This window comes from Flavobacterium sp. WV_118_3, assembly GCF_039778605.1.
Classification (GTDB): Bacteria; Bacteroidota; Bacteroidia; order Flavobacteriales; family Flavobacteriaceae; genus Flavobacterium.
The window spans coordinates 3,415,251-3,434,080 of sequence record NZ_CP156060.1; the positions used below are offsets into that span (position 1 = coordinate 3,415,251).

At 40.5% G+C, this 18,830-nt stretch carries 15 protein-coding genes; 5 read left to right on the forward strand and 10 right to left on the reverse strand.

The genetic code is table 11. The annotated features are described in order from the left end of the window. Positions 1-96 precede the first annotated feature (96 nt). The 3 genes from ABFU83_RS16005 to ABFU83_RS16015 form a co-directional block, all read right to left on the reverse strand. On the reverse strand, positions 97-1,716 hold the full coding sequence (locus ABFU83_RS16005) for a DUF4139 domain-containing protein (RefSeq protein WP_347067384.1): 1,620 nt from the start codon (positions 1,714-1,716) through the stop codon (positions 97-99). 139 nt (positions 1,717-1,855) lie between these two features. Then, positions 1,856-3,148: a hypothetical protein gene (locus tag ABFU83_RS16010; RefSeq protein WP_347067386.1), complete on the reverse strand. Its 1,293-nt coding sequence runs from the start codon at positions 3,146-3,148 to the stop codon at positions 1,856-1,858. A gap of 108 nt (positions 3,149-3,256) precedes the next feature. Continuing rightward, positions 3,257-4,210 carry an SIMPL domain-containing protein gene (locus ABFU83_RS16015; protein ID WP_347067387.1) on the reverse strand — a complete coding sequence of 318 codons (954 nt, stop codon included), beginning with the start codon at positions 4,208-4,210 and terminating at the stop codon, positions 3,257-3,259. Positions 4,211-4,361: 151 nt separating this feature from the next. Between ABFU83_RS16015 and ABFU83_RS16020 the strand changes: the two genes are divergently transcribed. Together ABFU83_RS16020 and ABFU83_RS16025 are read left to right on the forward strand one after the other, a co-directional pair. Next, positions 4,362-6,179, forward strand: a complete 1,818-nt coding sequence (locus ABFU83_RS16020; protein WP_347067389.1) for a histidine kinase — start codon at positions 4,362-4,364, stop codon at positions 6,177-6,179. A gap of 6 nt (positions 6,180-6,185) precedes the next feature. Next, positions 6,186-6,932: a LytTR family DNA-binding domain-containing protein gene (locus ABFU83_RS16025; RefSeq protein WP_347067391.1), complete on the forward strand. Its 747-nt coding sequence runs from the start codon at positions 6,186-6,188 to the stop codon at positions 6,930-6,932. Position 6,933: 1 nt separating this feature from the next. Here ABFU83_RS16025 and ABFU83_RS16030 read toward each other — a convergent pair whose 3' ends face one another. The 7 genes from ABFU83_RS16030 to panC form a co-directional block, all read right to left on the reverse strand. Beyond that, positions 6,934-8,895: a transglycosylase domain-containing protein gene (locus ABFU83_RS16030; RefSeq protein ID WP_347067393.1), complete on the reverse strand. Its 1,962-nt coding sequence runs from the start codon at positions 8,893-8,895 to the stop codon at positions 6,934-6,936. A 160-nt stretch (positions 8,896-9,055) separates the two neighbouring features. After that, the gene (locus ABFU83_RS16035) at positions 9,056-9,598 is read right to left on the reverse strand and encodes a hypothetical protein (RefSeq protein ID WP_347067394.1); all 543 of its coding nucleotides are present in this window, start codon (positions 9,596-9,598) and stop codon (positions 9,056-9,058) included. Beyond that, positions 9,573-10,937, reverse strand: a complete 1,365-nt coding sequence (gene radA, locus ABFU83_RS16040; protein WP_347067395.1) for a DNA repair protein RadA — start codon at positions 10,935-10,937, stop codon at positions 9,573-9,575. Before radA ends, ABFU83_RS16035 begins: the two co-directional genes overlap by 26 nt. Before the next feature lie 27 nt (positions 10,938-10,964). Next, complete coding sequence (locus ABFU83_RS16045) at positions 10,965-12,107, reverse strand: alpha/beta hydrolase-fold protein (RefSeq protein ID WP_347067397.1); 1,143 nt, start codon at positions 12,105-12,107, stop codon at positions 10,965-10,967. 52 nt (positions 12,108-12,159) lie between these two features. After that, entirely contained in the window at positions 12,160-13,122 is a 963-nt protein-coding gene (locus tag ABFU83_RS16050; RefSeq protein WP_347067399.1) for a lysylphosphatidylglycerol synthase transmembrane domain-containing protein, read from the reverse strand. Between the two features lie 8 nt (positions 13,123-13,130). Then, positions 13,131-13,481 carry an aspartate 1-decarboxylase gene (gene panD, locus ABFU83_RS16055; RefSeq protein WP_136404125.1) on the reverse strand — a complete coding sequence of 117 codons (351 nt, stop codon included), beginning with the start codon at positions 13,479-13,481 and terminating at the stop codon, positions 13,131-13,133. A 13-nt stretch (positions 13,482-13,494) separates the two neighbouring features. Beyond that, complete coding sequence (gene panC / locus ABFU83_RS16060; RefSeq protein WP_347067401.1) at positions 13,495-14,343, reverse strand: pantoate--beta-alanine ligase; 849 nt, start codon at positions 14,341-14,343, stop codon at positions 13,495-13,497. A gap of 106 nt (positions 14,344-14,449) precedes the next feature. On the opposite strand from panC, the gene ABFU83_RS16065 reads away from it, so the two are divergent. From ABFU83_RS16065 to glmS, 3 genes are read left to right on the forward strand one after another with little or no spacing between them, the layout of a single operon-like run. Next, entirely contained in the window at positions 14,450-15,256 is an 807-nt protein-coding gene (locus ABFU83_RS16065; RefSeq protein ID WP_347067403.1) for a glycogen/starch synthase, read from the forward strand. Between the two features lie 25 nt (positions 15,257-15,281). Then, complete coding sequence (locus ABFU83_RS16070; RefSeq protein WP_347067405.1) at positions 15,282-16,910, forward strand: DUF4270 domain-containing protein; 1,629 nt, start codon at positions 15,282-15,284, stop codon at positions 16,908-16,910. 3 nt (positions 16,911-16,913) lie between these two features. Further along, positions 16,914-18,761 (forward strand): glutamine--fructose-6-phosphate transaminase (isomerizing), encoded by a 1,848-nt coding sequence (glmS, locus tag ABFU83_RS16075; protein WP_347067406.1) that lies wholly within the window; start codon positions 16,914-16,916, stop codon positions 18,759-18,761. The last annotated feature ends 69 nt before the right edge of the window (positions 18,762-18,830 follow it).

Here is an 18,830-nt window from a genome sequence, read left to right on the forward strand (position 1 = left end):
CGTCTCTTTAAAGATATAGCCACTTGCTTTTTTGATGACCTGAGTTACAATTGTTTTTAAAAACAAAGAACCTCTCCAGAGGAGAGGTTCAATTTTCTAAAGATTTCCGATTATCTTGTCTTTAGGGTATTTAACGGTATAGCTGATGCGGATTTTTTTCGTCTCATTCGGTTTTAAATGGAACTCCCAACTTAATAAGCCGGTTTCGGAATTAACCTTCGCACCCTCTTTTTGTTTTAATTCGATTTCAATTTCCTTATCGCTGCTTAATGGATATTGATCCTCCAGTTTTAACAAAATAGACTCTTTTTTGTTGTTACGAATCGTAATGTCATACGTGAAAGTTTGTTCTTTTTTGGTAGACAGGAATTTAACACCGGATTTATCGACAACTTTTTCACGCGTGATCACAACTTTTTTGTCGCGTCCCATGCTAAGATTCAACGTGTCGGATGTTTGTCCCGGATTGACAAGTGTTTTGCCTACATACATTCCCTCGAAAATGATATTGGCTTCGCCTTTTAACAGGTTGTATTTGCCATAATCACTAATCTCGGCCAATAAAAAGGATTCTTTGTCCAGTTTGGGTGCTGCATAATATTTATACGTAGCCGGTAATTTGATCTCTTTTAACGAAACACTATGGGTTTTGCCATTCGACAGGATGTCATACGGGATATCAATATCAAACGAAACATTTAACTGATTTTCGTTGATCATGGTGTAATCCGAAACCGTACTTCTTGCTTGTAATCCGGAAACTTTTCCTCGAATCCCGACTGCTGAGACTGCAACCTCTTCCAGTCGATCATGGTTAGCTTTGACTTGTGGTACGGCAGGATATATCTGTTGGTACGCTAAAAACCAGGGGTTGATTACAGGTGCCTGATTGTTCTGGTTCGGGATGCCGCTGGAAAGAGTTAGTTTTACTTTTCTCCAGTCAACTCCGGTATTTTGAACCACTTGCGCTTTATACAACATGTTTACCGGTGAGGCAATATTGTCGGCACGAAGCTCATAAAACGGTGACCAACGTGCATTGTTTGTCAGATAGGAAACATCCAGTGTTACGGCTCCGGCCGTTTGGTTCATCACCTGTAATACCAGTTTTCCGGTAGCATTTTTTTCCTCTTTAGTACTGTTGATTTCCAGTTTGGTGTTTAGTTTGGTTAAAAGATCGGATAGTTTCTTTTCGCGTTCGTTTAAAACGTCTATTGTATTACTGATTTCGGTGCGTTTCGTTTTGTAATACTCCACCATTTTCATCAGTTCCGTTACACTCAAACCGGTATTTGCCCCATATACCTGTTGATTTCGATCCAAAATTTCGATGGTTTTCATTTCCGAAGTCCGCGTGTTGTTTAAACGATCCAGTTCTTTTTGGACAATTTTGATGCTATCGCGTACTTTTTTAATAGCTGGAGAACTTTCATCGATGTCGTATTCACTGATATAATCGTTCGTGAATTGCGAGGAAAGTACTGTAAGGCTCGAAGGTGCACCGATTTGAACCGTGTTTTCATTCAGATAATTCGCTACATTTTTGATAACGATTTCATGTGTTCCGGCCGGAAGATTCAGATGAGCTGTTTGCGATATTTCCGCGGCGTTGAAATATACGGTAACCGCATTGACTTTGGCTGTCGTAAAAACGGGCTTTTGGGCGAATACCATTCCGGACAGGGCGAATAGGAGTATTGTGATAAACTTTTTCATGTTTTTTTAGTAAATATAATGTTTTACAAATTGTGTAAAAAGCGTTTTATTTTAGGTTTTTTTATTACCGGTAGTGTTGGCAAAGGCGACGATGCCGACAAAAAATACGGTAAGTATAAAGACTGTTGGCATTTCGTTTTTATTTTTGGAAAGAGTGGATGTCATTTTCAATGGTTAGGATTAACAAACAGGTAGCGGTGCAAAAAACCGGGCTGGTAATGCAATGGTGACCGTTCCAGCTACCATTGTTGTTTTGGATGTTGATCAGCTTTCCGCTAACGTTGTCGTACCAGTTTTTCCAGTCATTGTCTTTTTTAACCAACATGGATTCGCCTGTTTGCAGAAAACTCATAAATTCTTCACCACCATTATTTCCGAAACCATTCATTACACCATTGTCCATTGCCTGTACTTTTGCGGCTTTATACACTTTTGATGCGACATCATAGGAGGCGGCTTTTTCTTTCGAAATACCAATCTTTTGCAGGTTGTCGCGGTTGAGTTCGGCTGTTTTACCGATTTTACCTTCTGCTTTGGCTTTGGTAAACAGTTCTTCGGCCTCTTTGGCTTCCGAGGCACTTCCACGAACGGAACTACTCACCGCATAAAGCATAATGCCGGCACCATCTTCGGTTTTAGCGGTATTACTTTCGGTATTGTAATTGCTTTTCTGATAATTGCGGGCAGCGGTGATCTTGTCTTCATTGACGGTAATGTTTTTGTTTTTCTTAGCCTGTTCCAATCCCGAACTGGCAAAAGATGATTGCAATACACCGGCCCATCCGGCACCGTTTACTTTTCCGTTGGTGTCGTACGATTTCTCAATTTTGTTAACGCAGATTTGTATGGCGTTCTCAACGCGTCGCGACGGATTTTTTTCGGCTACCTGATTTAAAAATTGAAGCGCTAGTGCGGCATCAATATTTTCGCCCAGTTTGCGTTGTATCTGGGTGCCGCGAACCTGCGTGATATAAGCACTGTTTTTACTGGCTTCGATCTGGTGTAACAGATAGTCCAACGCATTGGAAAGTTGTTTTTGATACGGACCTTTGGTTGTGGTATAGCCCATACGATATAAAGCCATCGCCGCCATTGCCGTTGTAGCCGGATCGGATTGTACGGCATGTGGGTTCATTTCGCCCTGATTGCTGTGGGAACCGGCGCCCCAACCGCCGTCGTTGTTTTGTGCGGAAACCAACCATTTTTCACCTTTTTGTACAACACTTTTTAGAGAAGCATCATTTTTATATTGAGCATATTCTGCAACGGGTTGTTCCCCCATAACCGACATGAAAACACAAGGTTTCTCTTCCGGTGCTTTTTGCGTATGAAGTGCTGTTGTTTCAGTCAAATCCGGTTTTCCGGTTTTGATAATGGCTCCGGTCAACAATACCGAAGTCGTTATTGCTAGTAAAAGATTCTCGGTTTTCATAATTCTCGGTTTTTTAAAGATTACAGTTCAAAAGTAGTCGTCTCGGACATGCGGTTTTGACAGAATGGGTGAAAGTGGGTTTCTACTTGGTGAAAGAATAGTAGCAGCTTATTTGGAAGTACTTAGTTGTAAGGGTTTCAGATCACCGGATGGTGTTACCAGTATATATTCCTTTTCGTTTTTCGGTGCCGGCTTTTTGGTGCGCGTGATGGCAATTTTAATCTCATATTGCACCTGAATTACCGGCTCGAGTATGGTTGAATTGACCACAAAATCAAAATCCTTGTTTGTAATCGGTTGGTAATACAATGTTGTCGATTTAACAGCCTGATTGACATTGGCAAATTTTTTAAGCGAAAGCGATGAACTGCTATAGGCTTCATACGATTTATACATCTCAACCGGAAGCGTGATACTGTAACCGTCGGCTATTTTTTTCTCGGCATTTGTAAAGGTTTCGCCTAACAGGGTTTCGTAATTTTTTACTTTCTCCAAAACCAGAAGCCGGGCTTTGTTCATCAGGTCTTTTTTTACCGCTTCCAAAGTATTCGAAAAGTAATCTACCCGTACGAGATCGTAAATTTCATTGGCGGATAGAATCTTCATAAAATCGTCCAGGAGACTCGGATCGGTATATTTAATATGAATGTTCTTTTTTAGCTCAAAACCTACCGGGATTTCATTATAGGTTTTCCGGCTAAATAGTTTTCGTTCGACCGTATAATCATACATCGGAACAAAAGTGATCATGTCAACAAAGGTTTCCACGCCTTTTTTTAATCGGATTTCTTTTAACGACTGACCGATGCGTTTGTCAATGATCTCATTCACTTCTTCCGTAGTGGCACCGGTTTGGGTAACCTGGAAAATAGCGACATACGCATCGGCTTTCACATTGGCCAGACCTTTTACACTGGCAATGATATCGGCATTGGAAGGAAAATTCACATTGATCGAATTGTCTGTAAATACAACCTGATTTTTGTAATTGATATTTCCGGAAACCTGTGCAATGGTAAATTGTACAATTAGTAAGCTTGTAAAGAATAGTATTTTTTTCATATCAGCGGTTTTAAGGTTCGGAACAAATGTATTAATCGAAAAAACGTACTTTTGGAAGAACGGGTGAAACGCGAATCCGACTTGGTGAATGCTATAGGAAAGGATTTTGGTTTTAACGTACTTTACATTCAGAAAAAACAAGTAAAACAGCATGCGGTATATAATATGTATCTTGATCGGATTGGGTGTCGGACTTTTGATTCCGCAGCAGGCGATTGCCCAACAAATCAATACTGAAAAAGCGAGTAAAAGTGTTAGTGGTAAGCTGAGTAAAGCAGCAGATGAACTGGCCAAATCGTTAGACGCTAACGATGAGGTAAAGATCGCAGCGAGTTACGAAAAGCTCGCACAGGAGTTTATTGATGCTGACGATCCGGTTAAGGGAGAAGAATATCTTAAAAAAGCATTGGAAAGTTTTACCCGATTGAAACGGAAAGAGGATATTGCACGGGTAACGCGAAATTTGGCACGAACACAGGAAAGTCAGAATAAATACAAAGCGGCGATCAGTAATTATCAGACTGCGAGTGCCATGACGGTCGATAAAAGCGCAATAGAGGTCAATCAGAACGATGCAAAGCGTTTGCAAAGTCCCCAAAATCCAGCGGCACAGTATGATTATGTCAATTCCAATATCAAATTGCTGGAAAAAGAAAACCGTAAGGAGGAAGTAGCCGAGGCCTATGTGCAAAAAGCAGAAATGAGTCTGAAGAAAAGAGATAAGGTCGAAGCCATTGAAAGCTATAATCAGGCTATTACGTTTGTAAAAGATAAACCGGAAGCGGTGATCAAACTCAAAAATGAAATCGCAAAAGTCTATACCGCTGATAATCAGTTTGACGAAGCGATTGGGATTTCCGAAAAACTATTGGCCGATGCCCGGGCGCGTCAGGATTTTGATACCGAAATCGCTCAGTTGCAATCGTTGGCAACCATCTATTTTAAAAAGAAAGAACCGGAAAAAGCAACTCATGCTTTAAAAGAAGCCTATCAACTGGCAACCGAAAAAGGAAAAGCCGATGCCGTAAAAAAAAGCCTCGAAAGATTGCTGAACTTTTACCGACAGACCGGGAATTATAAGGAGAGTACACAGTTATATGAGCAATTCTTTCAAAACTACGAACAGCTAACCCGAAAAGACAGTGCGCAAGCCGACCAGTTGACCTTTCAGGTAACGGAAGAAAAGATTCGTCAGCTGGAAAAGGAAAAAGTGTTAAAAGATGAATTGATCGCCAAAAAAAATACCTTTAATTATTTTCTGATTGGTTCTATGGGATTACTGTTATTGCTTTTAGGATTGATCATAAAAGCTTTGTATTCGATCAAAACTAAGAATAAAGAAATAGCCTTACAGTCGTTGCGCCGGGAAATGAATCCGCATTTTATTTTTAACAGTCTGAATAGCGTCAATCAGTTTATATCGCAAAACCGCGAATTGGAAGCCAATAAGTATCTGACGTCCTATTCAAAGTTAATGCGGAATATGATGGAGAATTCCAATAAGGATTTTATTGCGTTGGGAAGTGAAATTGAACAATTGCGGAAATACCTCGACCTCGAACATATGCGTTTCGAAGATCAGTTTGAGTATACCATTACGGTGGATGAAAAGCTCGATACGGAAACCATTCAGATTCCAAATATGATCATTCAACCTCATCTGGAAAATGCCATTTGGCACGGACTTCGGTATAAGGAAGGAAAAGGCTTGTTACAATTGCGTTTTCTCCTTGAAAATGGAAGTGTTGTGGTTGTGATCGAGGACAATGGTATTGGATTAACCAAAAGTCGGGAGTTGAAAACTAAAAATCAGAAAGTTCACCAGTCGAGAGGACTTACCAATACGAAAGAACGGATTGGTTTGTTAAATGAATTGTATAAAAAGGAAATCGCCTTACAGATTGTTGAAAAAACAGAACCGGAAACCGGGACTATTGTAACCCTGCGTTTTTCCCGGATTGAAAAATAAAATGCCATGCAAAAAATAAGAAGTGTAATTGTAGAAGATGAATCGGTGGCAAGAGAAGTGCTTAAAAATTACCTCTCCAAATATTGTCCGCAGGTTGAGGTAATTGGCGAAGCGCAACATATCAAAGAAGCCGTACCGTTGTTGCATGAACTGGAACCGCAACTGGTTTTTCTCGATGTGGAAATGCCTTTTGGAAATGCTTTCGATGTATTGGAAGCCTGTAAGGATTTGCAGTTTGAAACCATTTTTGTCACCGCTTTTTCGGAATATTCACTAAAAGCCTTAAATCAGAGTGCGGCCTATTATTTGTTGAAACCCATCAGTATTGAAGAGCTGATTTTGGCGGTCAATAAAGTGCAATTGCAATTGTTGAATCAGGAAATTTTTAACCGGAATCGGATCATAGTGGAAAACTTCCGGGAGCCAAATCCGGAGCGTCAGAAAGTTATTTTGCCAACACTCGAAGGTTTTGAAGTCGCCAAAATGGAAGAAATCGTTCGTCTTCGTGGAAACGGTAATTTTACGGATATCTATTTACAGGATGGCAGTAAAAAAATGGTATGTCGTTTTTTAAAGCATTTTTCGGAAATCCTTCCGTTTCCGTTTTTACGGGTTCATAAATCCCATATTATCAATGTGAATTTTGTAAAATCCTATCATAAAGGAGCCGGAGGTTATGTAACGCTTTTCGATGGTTCGGAAGTGGAAATTTCACCCACCTATAAAGAAGAGTTTCTAAAGAATTTTAAATAGGTTAATACACCATTTCTTTTATAAAAAGAGAATCGATGGCAATGCTATCCGGAACAGCCTTTAATTTTAGTAAGGATCGCGAACGACCGGTGATTGTAAACGGTAATTTATAACCAATCGTATCTTCCGGAGTTAAGACGCCTCTGCGCAACATTAGTTTTGTCAGGAAGTTTTGTTGCTCGTTGGCATAACCTTTTAGACTTCCGGTACTGTCGAACTGCCACATGAATTTTTTTGGCTTTGGTACAATAGTCGCTAAGAAAAGACATTCTTTTAACGTCAGATCGGCGGGTTTTTTCTGAAAATAAAATTGTGCGGCTTCTCCGATTCCATATACATTTGGTCCCCATTCGATCACGTTAAAGTAAACCTCAAGCATCCGTTGCTTACTGGCGATACGGTTGTTTTCGAGTATATACACCAATAGGATTTCTTCCAGTTTGCGGGACAATGTTTTTTCACGGGTCAGGAATACATTTTTGACCAATTGCATACTGATTGTACTGGCACCACGGGCAAATTTTTTGGTTCGGATGTTTTTAACGATCGACTGTTTAAAGGCTTCGTTGATAAAACCACGGTGTGACATAAACGACGGATCTTCCGACGTTAAAACGCTTTTTTGCAGATAAGGCGCTATCTGATCCAACGGTGTGAAATTCGGATTGGACGGACCCACCACTATCGGGCGTTGTGGCACTCCGTTTTCGATCGCACGATAGGTGAATGCGGTGTTTAGTTTATCCAGATCGGCTTCCCCGTATTTAAGTATTCTTAGACCTTCTTTTCGGAGTTTACTCTCAAAAATAAGGGCATTCGGGTTGTTTTTATTAAATTGAAAATCGAGTTTATAATCGAAAGTGCCTTCCGCTTCCATGCCTTCGAAATGGGTGAATAATCCTTTTGGCAGCGACGTGATAAAGTCCTGTGCTTTCATGTTAGGAATCGCAACACGAAGGGTATACAAAGTGTCTTTTTCGGTGTTGTATTCGGCAAAGGGTTGTACTTTTATAGCATTGAGCTGTGCTTTGGAACTACTGTCTATGGCTACAAAATGTTCGCCAAAAAGGAAACGGTAATCAAAACGGGCTTTTTCGATGATCACATCTTTTTTAGCAATCCTCGGATGGTTAATCGTAAAGTTACTGATAGCGGTATAGCCGTCAACATGCAATTCGTTGCCTTCCATTTTGATTTTGGCTACGTTCACATGTATACTGTCAAAACTGGACAACAGATGAAAACGTTCGTCGATATACGGAACTTTGATTTTGGAGGTATCGCTGTTAAAAAAACGAAGATCGGCAGTTTTATTCCTCGGATCGGCCATGCCCCGGATTTTCCAGTTTTGAGCAAAGGTATTGGTGCGGACGTTAATCGTGGTTTGGAGTTGTTTTCCTTTCAGATCAAGCTCGTTTAGATGCATTGTGACTTTTCGGCCCATGTCGTCCATTCGGAGCGACAGGTTTTGAAGTGTCATATTGGTTGGTACCAAATTTAAAGCTTTCGTTAATAGGCGATAGGCGAGTTTGGCATAATTCCTTTTCTCGCTTTCGGGATTGTCTTCTTTTTCCCGCTTTAGAAAAGCATCAAAGTTTCGGCCTTTTTCGTTTTTTACCAGTTGAATAAAGCCGTTTTTCATTTCCAGTTCCTGCAATTGGATATCGCCGGTAAATAATTGAAACAGGTTTACGGTGGTGGTTATTTTTTCTACAGCTAATAGCGTGTCGGCTTGTTTGGGAACCAAAACAATATCGTGCAGACTTACGCCATTCAGCCCGTCAAATTGTGCTTTTTTGATCGAAAGGGTACAGTTGTAATCGGCATCGAAACGGTTTTCGGCTTTGGTAATCACTTTTTGAAGTAGGGAATCCCGGAAGATAAAAAGCCCGGTAAACGTAAGCGCAAACAGGACTAGCAGCGCTATTGAAAAGCGGATGATTTTTTGCTTTCTGGTTCTCATACTTCTTCTGGTTTGTACAAAAATAGGGTATTATCGCTAAAAATAAAGTAGAAGAAAATGTTAATATGCAAGGTTTTGCCGGTACAAAAAGCATTTTACGCTTGCGATGTTTCGATTCGTGTTTTTTTCGTGGAAAAAACAAAAGTGCGAATCGTCTTGACTAGGATCGGAAACGTCCGAAAAAAACTTTTCTGTGTTGCAACGGGAATTTGTAAAATTCCGATGGATAGCGCGTGGCTGTTACTTTGACTTCAAATTCGCCTTCCAGTTTTTCATAGCCTTCCAGAAATGGGTTTTTACTGAGTTTGGTGCTAAGTTGGTCTATGGTGTAATACTCTTTTGAGCCATCCTGTGTATCCGTCCAACTACTGTATTTGGCTGTAACAATCGTTAGGGTCGAATCAATAGTAAATGTGATACTTTGCCCGGAATAGCCATCGTTTAATACGTTTTCAATTTGAATGCAATTGGGATTTATTTTTTTTAGGATCAGTATATTTCCAAAACCAGTGATGTTGTTGTTGCTGTTTTCCTGTATGGTGAAAAACGGACTGGTTTTAGCCATTTCAAAATGGGAAGCGTCTGTAATCCGTATTTTTCCATAGGTGGTTTGGTGCTTTTCGTTCTGACAACCAACAAGCACAAACAGACAGACAATAAGTCCGTAATAATACTTTTTACCCAAACAATTCACTAACCACATCTTCAATTTTTGAGACCATTTTAACGTTAATTACGGTGTTCTTAACCGCTACTTTATTGTATTTGGAAACGAATATTGTTCCGAAACCTAATTTCTCGGCTTCCTGTATCCGTTGTTCCACACGGTTTACGGGACGGATTTCTCCGGAAAGTCCGACTTCTCCCGCGAAACAATAATCTTTGCCCACCGGAATATCTTCGTTTGAAGATAATATGGCCGCTACAACCGCTAAATCGATCGCAGGATCGTCTACCGAAATACCACCGGTTACATTTAGGAAAACGTCTTTGGCGCCCAATCGGAATCCGGCACGTTTTTCCAGTACGGCTAAGATCATATTTAATCGTTTGGCGTTATACCCGGTCGTGCTGCGTTGTGGTGTTCCGTATACGGCCGTGCTGACCAAGGCCTGGATTTCGATCATCAACGGGCGCATTCCTTCGAGTGTGGTGGCAATAGCAGTTCCGGATAATTCTTCTTCCTTGTGCGAAATCAGGATTTCCGAGGGATTCGCAACTTCGCGTAGTCCGCTGCCTTGCATTTCGTAAATACCCAATTCGGCCGTAGAGCCAAAACGGTTTTTTAGCGATCGCAGAATACGGTATACGTGATTTCGGTCGCCTTCAAATTGTAAAACGGTATCGACCATGTGTTCCAAAATCTTTGGGCCGGCGATGTTTCCGTCTTTGGTGATGTGTCCGATAAGGATGACCGGAACATTGGTTTCTTTTGCATATTTGATCAATTCGGCGGTGCATTCCCGGATCTGGGAAATACTTCCGGCCGATGATTCGATATAATCGGTATGAAGCGTTTGAATAGAATCGATGATCACAATTTCGGGTTCGATGGTTTCGATTTGCCTGAAAATGTTTTGCGTTTTGGTTTCCGTCAGGATATAACAATTGTCGCTATTGGTCGTAATCCGTTCGGCACGCATTTTTATCTGCTTCTGACTTTCCTCGCCCGAAACATATAAGGTTTTGTAGGGAAGTTTTAGGGAAATTTGTAATAATAGCGTACTCTTTCCAATGCCGGGTTCACCACCTAAAAGGGTAAGCGAACCGGGAACCAGTCCGCCGCCCAATACACGGTTGAGTTCACCGTCGGTAGTGTCCATTCGGATTTCCTCGGCTGAATCGATTTCATTTATTTTTAAAGGCTTAGCCGCTTTTTTAACTTCAGTGGAACTGGCTTTCCAGGCAACCTTTTCTTCTTTCTGGATGACTTCTTCGACTATGGTATTCCATTCTTTACAGGCATTACATTGGCCTTGCCATTTAGAATATTGTGTGCCGCAGCTCTGACAGAAGAAGGTTGTTTTTAATTTGATCGCCATTTCGGATGTATGCTCTTTTTGTAATTGTTATCTCGATTTTACGGCATCGGCTCTTTCCAGCATACCGTCTTTGGTAAGGTCGCCAATAGGTTCCTGATTAAAGGCACTCATATAGGCTTTGTAGGCTTTTTTGTTATCGTTGGTGTTTTCGTAATACAAGCCTTTTTCGTATTCGCTGATCATGCTTTTCGGGTAGTTCTTTTTGGCCACTTCCGAAAGCGTTAATAGTTCTTCGTAGTTTTTATTTTTAAGGATCGCCGCTTCAATGGCTTTAAAATCGTTTAAACGGATTGTTGGCTTGTATCCTAATTTTTTTTCCAGGTTGTTGTATTTGTCAATCAAATATTGCGTATGACCGGTTGGTAATTTGGCGATTTTTTCCTGAAATTCAATCGTCGAAATCGGTTGGTAGCCGTCAAAAATATGATAGGCTGCATTCGGAATAGCAAAGGTTACAAGCGAATAGTGGGATAGCCCTTTAAATTCATCAAAACGGTATTTTAGATTGCTGTTGGTAACGGCTTTTGCTTTTTCGTCTAATGCTTTCATTTTGGTCTGAATTTTTTTCAGATCACCATCGGAAGTCGCCTGATAATAGAAAAGCGGTTTTTGAATCGCAGCAAGACGCTCCGGAATTCGGTTTTCCATCTCCGGTGCAAATTCCGGACTTAACGAAATATAAGCGTTGAAAATCGGGTTGTCTTTATATAAGAAAAAGTTTAAAAAACCGGCTGTTGTGTCCAATCCGGCAATCATCCGAAATGGTGCGACACGGTATTTTTTTTCAACATAGGGAAGTAATTCCGCACCGATAAATTCGAAAAATTTGGCTCCTTGTTCATTCGGTAATCCGCCTTCATCATAAGAACTGTCGTGTTCTCTTTCGTTGTTTTTATTCTGATTAATGGCAACAATGATTACTTCGGGTAGGTCGTCCCAATAAGCACCGTAGGAAAAAACACCGTAAAAAGGGTTGGTTAGATACTCGCCGTCCAATACGAGTAGTAAGGGGTATTTTTTGTCTTTATTGCTCTCGTAATTGTCGGGTGTAATAATGGTAATTTCCCGGATTTCCTTCAGTTTTTCGGAGTTGAAAGCTTCAACGGTTCTTTGGGAAAACAGGGTGTGACTCAGCAAAAATGTTGCCAGGAGGAATAGCGTTTGTTTCATGTTTGTTAGTAGTTTCTCGTAGTTTTGGAATAGAGAAGCAAGATAACAAAAATTATTTATTTCGATGTAAAAGCGGTAATAACAAAAAGGAAAGCAATCCCATCAAAATGATCAGCCCGGTTTGTGATGTCCATAAGATCCAGCCAAAAGTCGTACCGGCCGTTTCGGGTACCGAATACAGTAGTAAAATCTCGGAAATCAATAATGGAAAAGCACCAAAACCACCATTGGTAAAGCTGATAGCAAGGCTTCCTACTACAAAAGCGGTAACGACTACGCCAAAACTGATCGTGCTGGTTTCTTTAATAGCAAAAACAGCAAAGTAAAAGGTGAGTACGTAACCGATCCAGATCACAGCCGTATAGAATAGAAAAGCCCATTTGTGCGGCATTTGGAATACACTTAGAACACCTTCGATTAATCCGGATATTTTTTGTTTGACAAGCACAACCGGTCGCCATTTGGAATACAAAAATACCAGTGTTAAAGCAATAAGAATACCGACACCGGAAGCACCGATCAGGATTAGTTTATGAACCGGGATTTTTTGCTCCAGAAAGGTTTTTAGGTTGTCAAATTGTAATAAAAGTGCCGTGAACATTAGGGCTAACAGTATAACCAGGTCGATTACCCGTTCGGCAATAATGGATCCGAAGGCCTTGTCGAAAGGGACATCTTTGTATTTTTTAACAATCAGTGCGCGGGATACTTCTCCCGATCTCGGAATGGTAAGGTTCATCAGGTAACCGATGCAAACCGCGGCCAAATTGGTTTTAAAAGGAGAGAAATATCCCATGTGCTCCAAACTGTAGCGCCAACGGTAGCCCCTTGCTAAAAGGCTTACCAATGAGAAAAACGTTGAAATCAGAATGTAGTTGTAATTCGCATTCCGGAAATAGCTTTTCATTTCGTCCAGCTGTTCGGGTGTAAATTTATTATAGGCATAATACACTAAAAAAACTCCCAACAAAAGTGGGAGTAGAATGCCTGTGGTTTTTTTTAATTTCTCTTTCAAAAGGATGATTATGTTAGGGTATTGTCATTTTCATTCGGGAAAATAATAGACGGTTTGAAGTCTTTGGCTTTTTCCATGTCAATAATTCCGTATGAAATGATAATGATAATATCGCCTTTGTGAACCTTTCGTGCTGCAGGGCCGTTTAGGGTTATTTCACCACTGTTACGTGGTCCGGGAATGGCGTAAGTTTCCAGACGTTCCCCGTTGTTGATGTTTACAATGGAGACTTTTTCTCCTTCGAAAATATTGGAAGCTTCCATCAAAGCGACGTCAATCGTAATGCTTCCGATGTAGTTTAGATCGGCTCCAGTCACCTTTACACGGTGAATTTTGGATTTAACAACTTGAATTTGCATGGTGCAAAGGTAATTAATTTAGTGCAATATTGTCAATCAATCGGATATTGTTTATGTAAACCGCAATAAAGCCGCGGTATTTTTTAGTGCTGTTTTTGTGTGTGGCCGATAATAAGGTCGCTTCGTCTGCAATCTCAAAATATTCCAACTCAAAGGCAGGATATTGGGCAAAGGTATGGGTAACATAATCAATAATATCCTGGGTTGATTGGGTGCTGAATTTTTGTTTGGCTTCCAATAGCGTTTTGTAAATCAGGGAGGCTTCTTCTCTGGCTTCGCTACTCAAACGCTCATTTCGGGAACTCATCGCCAGTCCGTTTGCTTCACGGTGTATCGGGCAGCCGATTACGTTTACCGGAATATGGTGTTTTTCGACCAGTTTCTTTACAATCTGAAGTTGTTGGAAGTCTTTTTCGCCAAAATAAGCATTCGTTGGCTGTACAATTTCAAACAGTTTTTTTACAATCGTTCCAACGCCGTCAAAATGACCTGGGCGGTGTGCGCCTTCCATCTGAAATTCCAAACCATCATATTCAAATGTGGAAGCAGTGGTGTTCCCTTCGTAAATATCGTCTACGGTTGGAGCAAAAACAATAATGTCGTCCGATACCGTACGAATTTTTTCGATGTCGCGGTCTACATGGCGTGGGTATTTTTCAAGATCTTCCGAATTGTTGAATTGTGTTGGGTTTACAAATATGCTGATAACCGTAATCTGATTTTCGGAACAGGATTTTTGCAGCAGGGAAAGATGGCCCTGATGTAATGCACCCATGGTAGGAACAAGCCCAATCGTTTTTTTGGATATGCCGATTTGCGCTAAATGTTGCGCTAAATCTGCTTTTTTGGCAAAAACAAACATTTGCTTTGGATTTAAATTGGGTGCAAAATTACTATTTTGTCAAACAACTGCATAAAATTTTGTAATTTTGCATGTTTTTTATATCCAATAAATAAAATTTAATGCAATGAATGATAAGAGGATATTGTATGTATCATCTGAAGTGGTGCCTTATTTAGCTGAAAATGAGGTTTCTTTAATGTCGTACGACGTGCCAAAAATGATCAATGATCAAGGAGGACAAATCAGAATTTTTATGCCTCGATATGGGAATATCAATGAGCGCAGGCACCAATTGCATGAGGTTATCCGCTTGTCAGGGATGAATTTGGTGGTGAATGATATGGATATGCCGCTAATTATTAAAGTCGCTTCTATACCAAAAGAGCGTATTCAGGTTTATTTTATCGATAACGATGAATACTTTAAACGCAAAGCAACTTTCTCGGATGAGGATGGTGTGTTGTATCCGGATAATGACGAACGTTCCATCTTTTTTGCAAAAGGAGTAGTGGAAACCGTTAAAAAATTAAACTGGGTGCCGGATATTATCCATGTGCACGGCTGGTTAGCAGGTATGCTTCCGGTTTATATGAAGCACTACTATAAAGATGAGGCGCTTTTTGCCGATACTAAGATCGTAACATCTGTTTATGCGCAGTCGTTCGACGGAACACTGGATCCGGAAATGATGAAAAAAGTAGCGTTTGACGAAATTCCGGATGCGTCGATTACCGACCTGGAAATTCCGAACTACGAAAATATTATGAAAGCCAGTATTCTGCATTCGGATGCCGTGATTATTGCCTCTGAGGAGCTGTCTCCAAGTTTAACAAAATTTATAGAAACATCGGGTAAACCTTTTTTACCTTTCGTGCCGAAAGATGCTTTTGCAGAAGCATATACTAATTTCTATAAAAATCAAGTTATATAATCATTACTTTGATCTGATAAAAAATATGAATAGGATTTCATTATTACAAAAAATACTCCTGTCTTTTACAGCGGTTTTGTTGTTCTCCTGCGATAAGGATTTTAATACTGTCGGTTCCGATCTGGTTGGAGAGGAAAACTATACTTTGGAGAAGTATGTGGGGCAAACGCTGGAAGCTTATAATAAAGCTACGGGTGGTGTGCAGACCAACAACCTGCCGGTAAATCTTTTGGGGGTAATGAATAATACCACTTTCGGAGAAACCAAAGCGCATTTCGTGTCCGAAGTACAATTGGCTTCTGCAGCTCCAACTATCGGAGATAATCCTGTGATCGATTCGGTTTGGGTATATGTGCCGTATTTTGCCACACAAACCGGAACGGATGATAATGGCGTGCGTTTGTACGAGTTGGATTCGGTTTACGGAAAGGATAATAAGTTTAAATTAAAAGTTTACGAGTCAAAATACCAATTGCGAACGTTTGATCCGTCTAACGGCGGAGATGCTCAAAAGTATTTTTCCGATGAGAAAAATCTGGTGGAGAATAACAGAGGTACTTTACAGTTGAATGATGGGCCACCAAATCAGAATGAAGCGTTTTACTTGAATAATCTGGAAACAATTCTGTATAAAATGGATGCTGCCGGGAATTATTTGAATTCAGCCGGACAGATTATTGATAATAGCGATATTGGTAATCGGGTGATTCTGGAACGGTATACTCCGGGTATGTGGCTGGATTTAAATAAAACATTTTTCCAAAATAAAATTTTAAATGCTTCTTCCGATAAGTTGTTGAATAATAATGCATTTAAAGAGTATTTCAGAGGGTTGTATTTTCAGGTGGAAGGTATTTCGGATCAAACCTGTATGGCAATGCTTGATTTTTCGAAAGCAAAAATTAATATCCGTTATAAAGCCGATGCGTCTACCGGATCGACTTCGCGCGTGCGAAAATCGATTGTGTTGAATCTTACCGGAACAACGGTTAACTTTTTGGAAAATAGCTTTGCGCTACCAACAGAATCCGGAGAAGATCGCCTGTATTTAAAAGGGGGTCAGGGGGCTTTTTCGTATATCGATTTGTTTAATAAAACCGAGTTGGAAGATCTTCGCGCGAAGGTTGCAACGAATAAATGGTTGATCAATGAGGCAAATCTTACTTTTTATGTCGACAAACCGACAATGCAAAATGTAACTTACGAACCGCAGCGTATTTATTTGTATGATATGAAGAATAATAAGGTGTTGGCCGATTATAACTACGATGGGACAACCAATTCCTATTATCCTAAAATGAGTAAACTGGTGATTGGTGGGCTCGTGGAGCGTGAAACAAGCGGCGATAAAAAAGCAATCAAATACAAACTGCGATTGACGCAGTATGTTAATAATCTGATCAAGAAGGATTCTTCCAATGTACGGGTAGGATTGGTAGTAACAGAGGATATCAATAATGTGAAAAGTGCTTATTTTAAAAATCCTTTCGTGATGTCCGATCCGATGTCGCCTGCCGGAGCTTCTTATAATGTGAAGTTTCTGCCTGTTGCTTCGGTAATTAATCCATTGGGGACAGTGTTGCACGGAACGAATAGTGCCGATGTGGATAAAAGATTAAAATTAGAAATTTATTATACTAAACCGAAAGAATAATTTATGTGTGGTATTGTAGGTTATGTGGGTCACAGAGAAGCTTATCCTGTGATTATAAAAGGTCTTAAAAGACTGGAATATAGAGGGTATGACAGTGCCGGTGTGGTGTTGTGGGATGGTGAAGATTTAAAACTGTCGAAAACCAAAGGTAAGGTTACGGATTTAGAAGCGCGTGTAGCGGCAGAAATAACAACTACTGGTACAATCGGAATGGGGCATACCCGTTGGGCGACTCATGGTGTGCCGAATGATGTAAACTCGCATCCGCATGTTTCTAATTCAGGGGATCTTGTGATTATTCACAATGGTATCATTGAGAATTATGAGCCGCTTAAAAAAGAATTAATTAATAGAGGATATGTTTTTAAATCGGATACCGATACGGAAGTGTTGGTGAATCTGATTGAAGATGTGCAAAAACAGGAAAACCTGAAATTGGGGAAAGCGGTTCAAAAAGCGCTTAACCAGGTAGTGGGAGCTTATGCTATTGCTGTTTTTGATAAGAAAAAACCAAATGAAATTGTGGTAGCCCGTTTGGGTAGCCCGTTGGCAATTGGTATTGGAGAAGATGAATATTTTATCGCTTCCGATGCCTCTCCTTTTATCGAATATACCAGTAATGCGATTTACCTGGAAGATGAGGAAATGGCTATTATTCGTCTGGACAAACCGATGAAGGTTCGTAAAATTAAAGACGATTCATTAGTGGATCCGTATATTCAGGAGTTGCAAATGAACCTGGAGCAGATTGAAAAAGGTGGTTATGATCACTTTATGTTAAAGGAGATTTATGAGCAACCGAGCGTAATTAAAGATACCTACAGAGGGCGTCTATTGGCAAATAAAGGGATTATCCAGATGGCTGGTGTTGAGGATAATCTTGAAAAATTCCTGAACGCGAACAGAATCCTGATCGTAGCTTGTGGAACCTCTTGGCATGCCGGTCTTGTAGCAGAATATGTGTTGGAAGAGTTTGCGCGAATCCCGGTAGAAGTAGAATATGCTTCGGAGTTCCGTTACCGCAATCCAATCATCTATCCGAACGATGTGGTAATTGCTATCTCGCAATCCGGTGAAACGGCCGATACTTTGGCGGCGATCAAACTGGCGAAAGAAAAAGGTGCTTTTGTTTTTGGAGTGTGTAATGTGGTGGGGTCGTCTATTTCCCGTGAAACGCACGCCGGAGCCTATACGCATGCCGGACCGGAAATCGGAGTAGCTTCTACAAAAGCTTTTACAACGCAGATTACTATTCTGACATTAATTGCATTGCGCTTGGCAAAAGCAAAAGGGACGATGAATAATTCCGATTACCAACGCTATTTGTTGGAGTTGGAGTTGATCCCGGAAAAAGTGGAAGAGGCCTTGACAACAAATGATATGGCAAAAACAATTGCCGAAATCTATAAAGATGCACCAAACTGTTTGTACCTGGGAAGAGGGTATAATTTCCCGGTAGCCCTGGAAGGTGCGTTAAAGTTAAAAGAGATATCGTATATCCACGCAGAAGGATATCCGGCTGCCGAAATGAAACACGGGCCTATCGCGCTTATCGATGAGCAGATGCCAGTGGTGGTTATTGCACCAAAACAAAATCATTATGATAAAGTGGTGAGTAATATCCAGGAAATCAAAGCGCGTAGCGGGAAAATCATCGCTGTGGTAACGAAAGGAGATACGCAGGTTAAGGAATTAGCCGATCATGTTATCGAAGTTCCGGATACCGCTGAGGCATTAACGCCACTATTGGCTACCATTCCGTTGCAGTTGTTGTCGTATCATATTGCAGTATTGCGCAATTGTAATGTCGACCAGCCAAGGAATCTGGCAAAATCAGTTACGGTAGAGTAAATTATAAAAGCGGATTTTTCGGAATTCGCTTTTTTATTATAAAAATTCAAAAATTAAATTGCGTAATTA

What these genes read in the sequence shown, in the direction of transcription:
- ABFU83_RS16005 (WP_347067384.1), bottom strand. Translation starts at nt 1,716, where the DNA reads ATGAAAAAGTTTATCACAATACTCCTATTCGCCCTGTCCGGAATGGTA.
- ABFU83_RS16010 (WP_347067386.1), bottom strand. Translation starts at nt 3,148, where the DNA reads ATGAAAACCGAGAATCTTTTACTAGCAATAACGACTTCGGTATTGTTG.
- ABFU83_RS16015 (WP_347067387.1), bottom strand. Translation starts at nt 4,210, where the DNA reads ATGAAAAAAATACTATTCTTTACAAGCTTACTAATTGTACAATTTACC.
- ABFU83_RS16020 (WP_347067389.1), top strand. Translation starts at nt 4,362, where the DNA reads ATGCGGTATATAATATGTATCTTGATCGGATTGGGTGTCGGACTTTTG.
- ABFU83_RS16025 (WP_347067391.1), top strand. Translation starts at nt 6,186, where the DNA reads ATGCAAAAAATAAGAAGTGTAATTGTAGAAGATGAATCGGTGGCAAGA.
- ABFU83_RS16030 (WP_347067393.1), bottom strand. Translation starts at nt 8,895, where the DNA reads ATGAGAACCAGAAAGCAAAAAATCATCCGCTTTTCAATAGCGCTGCTA.
- ABFU83_RS16035 (WP_347067394.1), bottom strand. Translation starts at nt 9,598, where the DNA reads ATGTGGTTAGTGAATTGTTTGGGTAAAAAGTATTATTACGGACTTATT.
- radA (WP_347067395.1), bottom strand. Translation starts at nt 10,937, where the DNA reads ATGGCGATCAAATTAAAAACAACCTTCTTCTGTCAGAGCTGCGGCACA.
- ABFU83_RS16045 (WP_347067397.1), bottom strand. Translation starts at nt 12,107, where the DNA reads ATGAAACAAACGCTATTCCTCCTGGCAACATTTTTGCTGAGTCACACC.
- panD (WP_136404125.1), bottom strand. Translation starts at nt 13,481, where the DNA reads ATGCAAATTCAAGTTGTTAAATCCAAAATTCACCGTGTAAAGGTGACT.
- panC (WP_347067401.1), bottom strand. Translation starts at nt 14,343, where the DNA reads ATGTTTGTTTTTGCCAAAAAAGCAGATTTAGCGCAACATTTAGCGCAA.
- ABFU83_RS16065 (WP_347067403.1), top strand. Translation starts at nt 14,450, where the DNA reads ATGAATGATAAGAGGATATTGTATGTATCATCTGAAGTGGTGCCTTAT.
- ABFU83_RS16070 (WP_347067405.1), top strand. Translation starts at nt 15,282, where the DNA reads ATGAATAGGATTTCATTATTACAAAAAATACTCCTGTCTTTTACAGCG.
- glmS (WP_347067406.1), top strand. Translation starts at nt 16,914, where the DNA reads ATGTGTGGTATTGTAGGTTATGTGGGTCACAGAGAAGCTTATCCTGTG.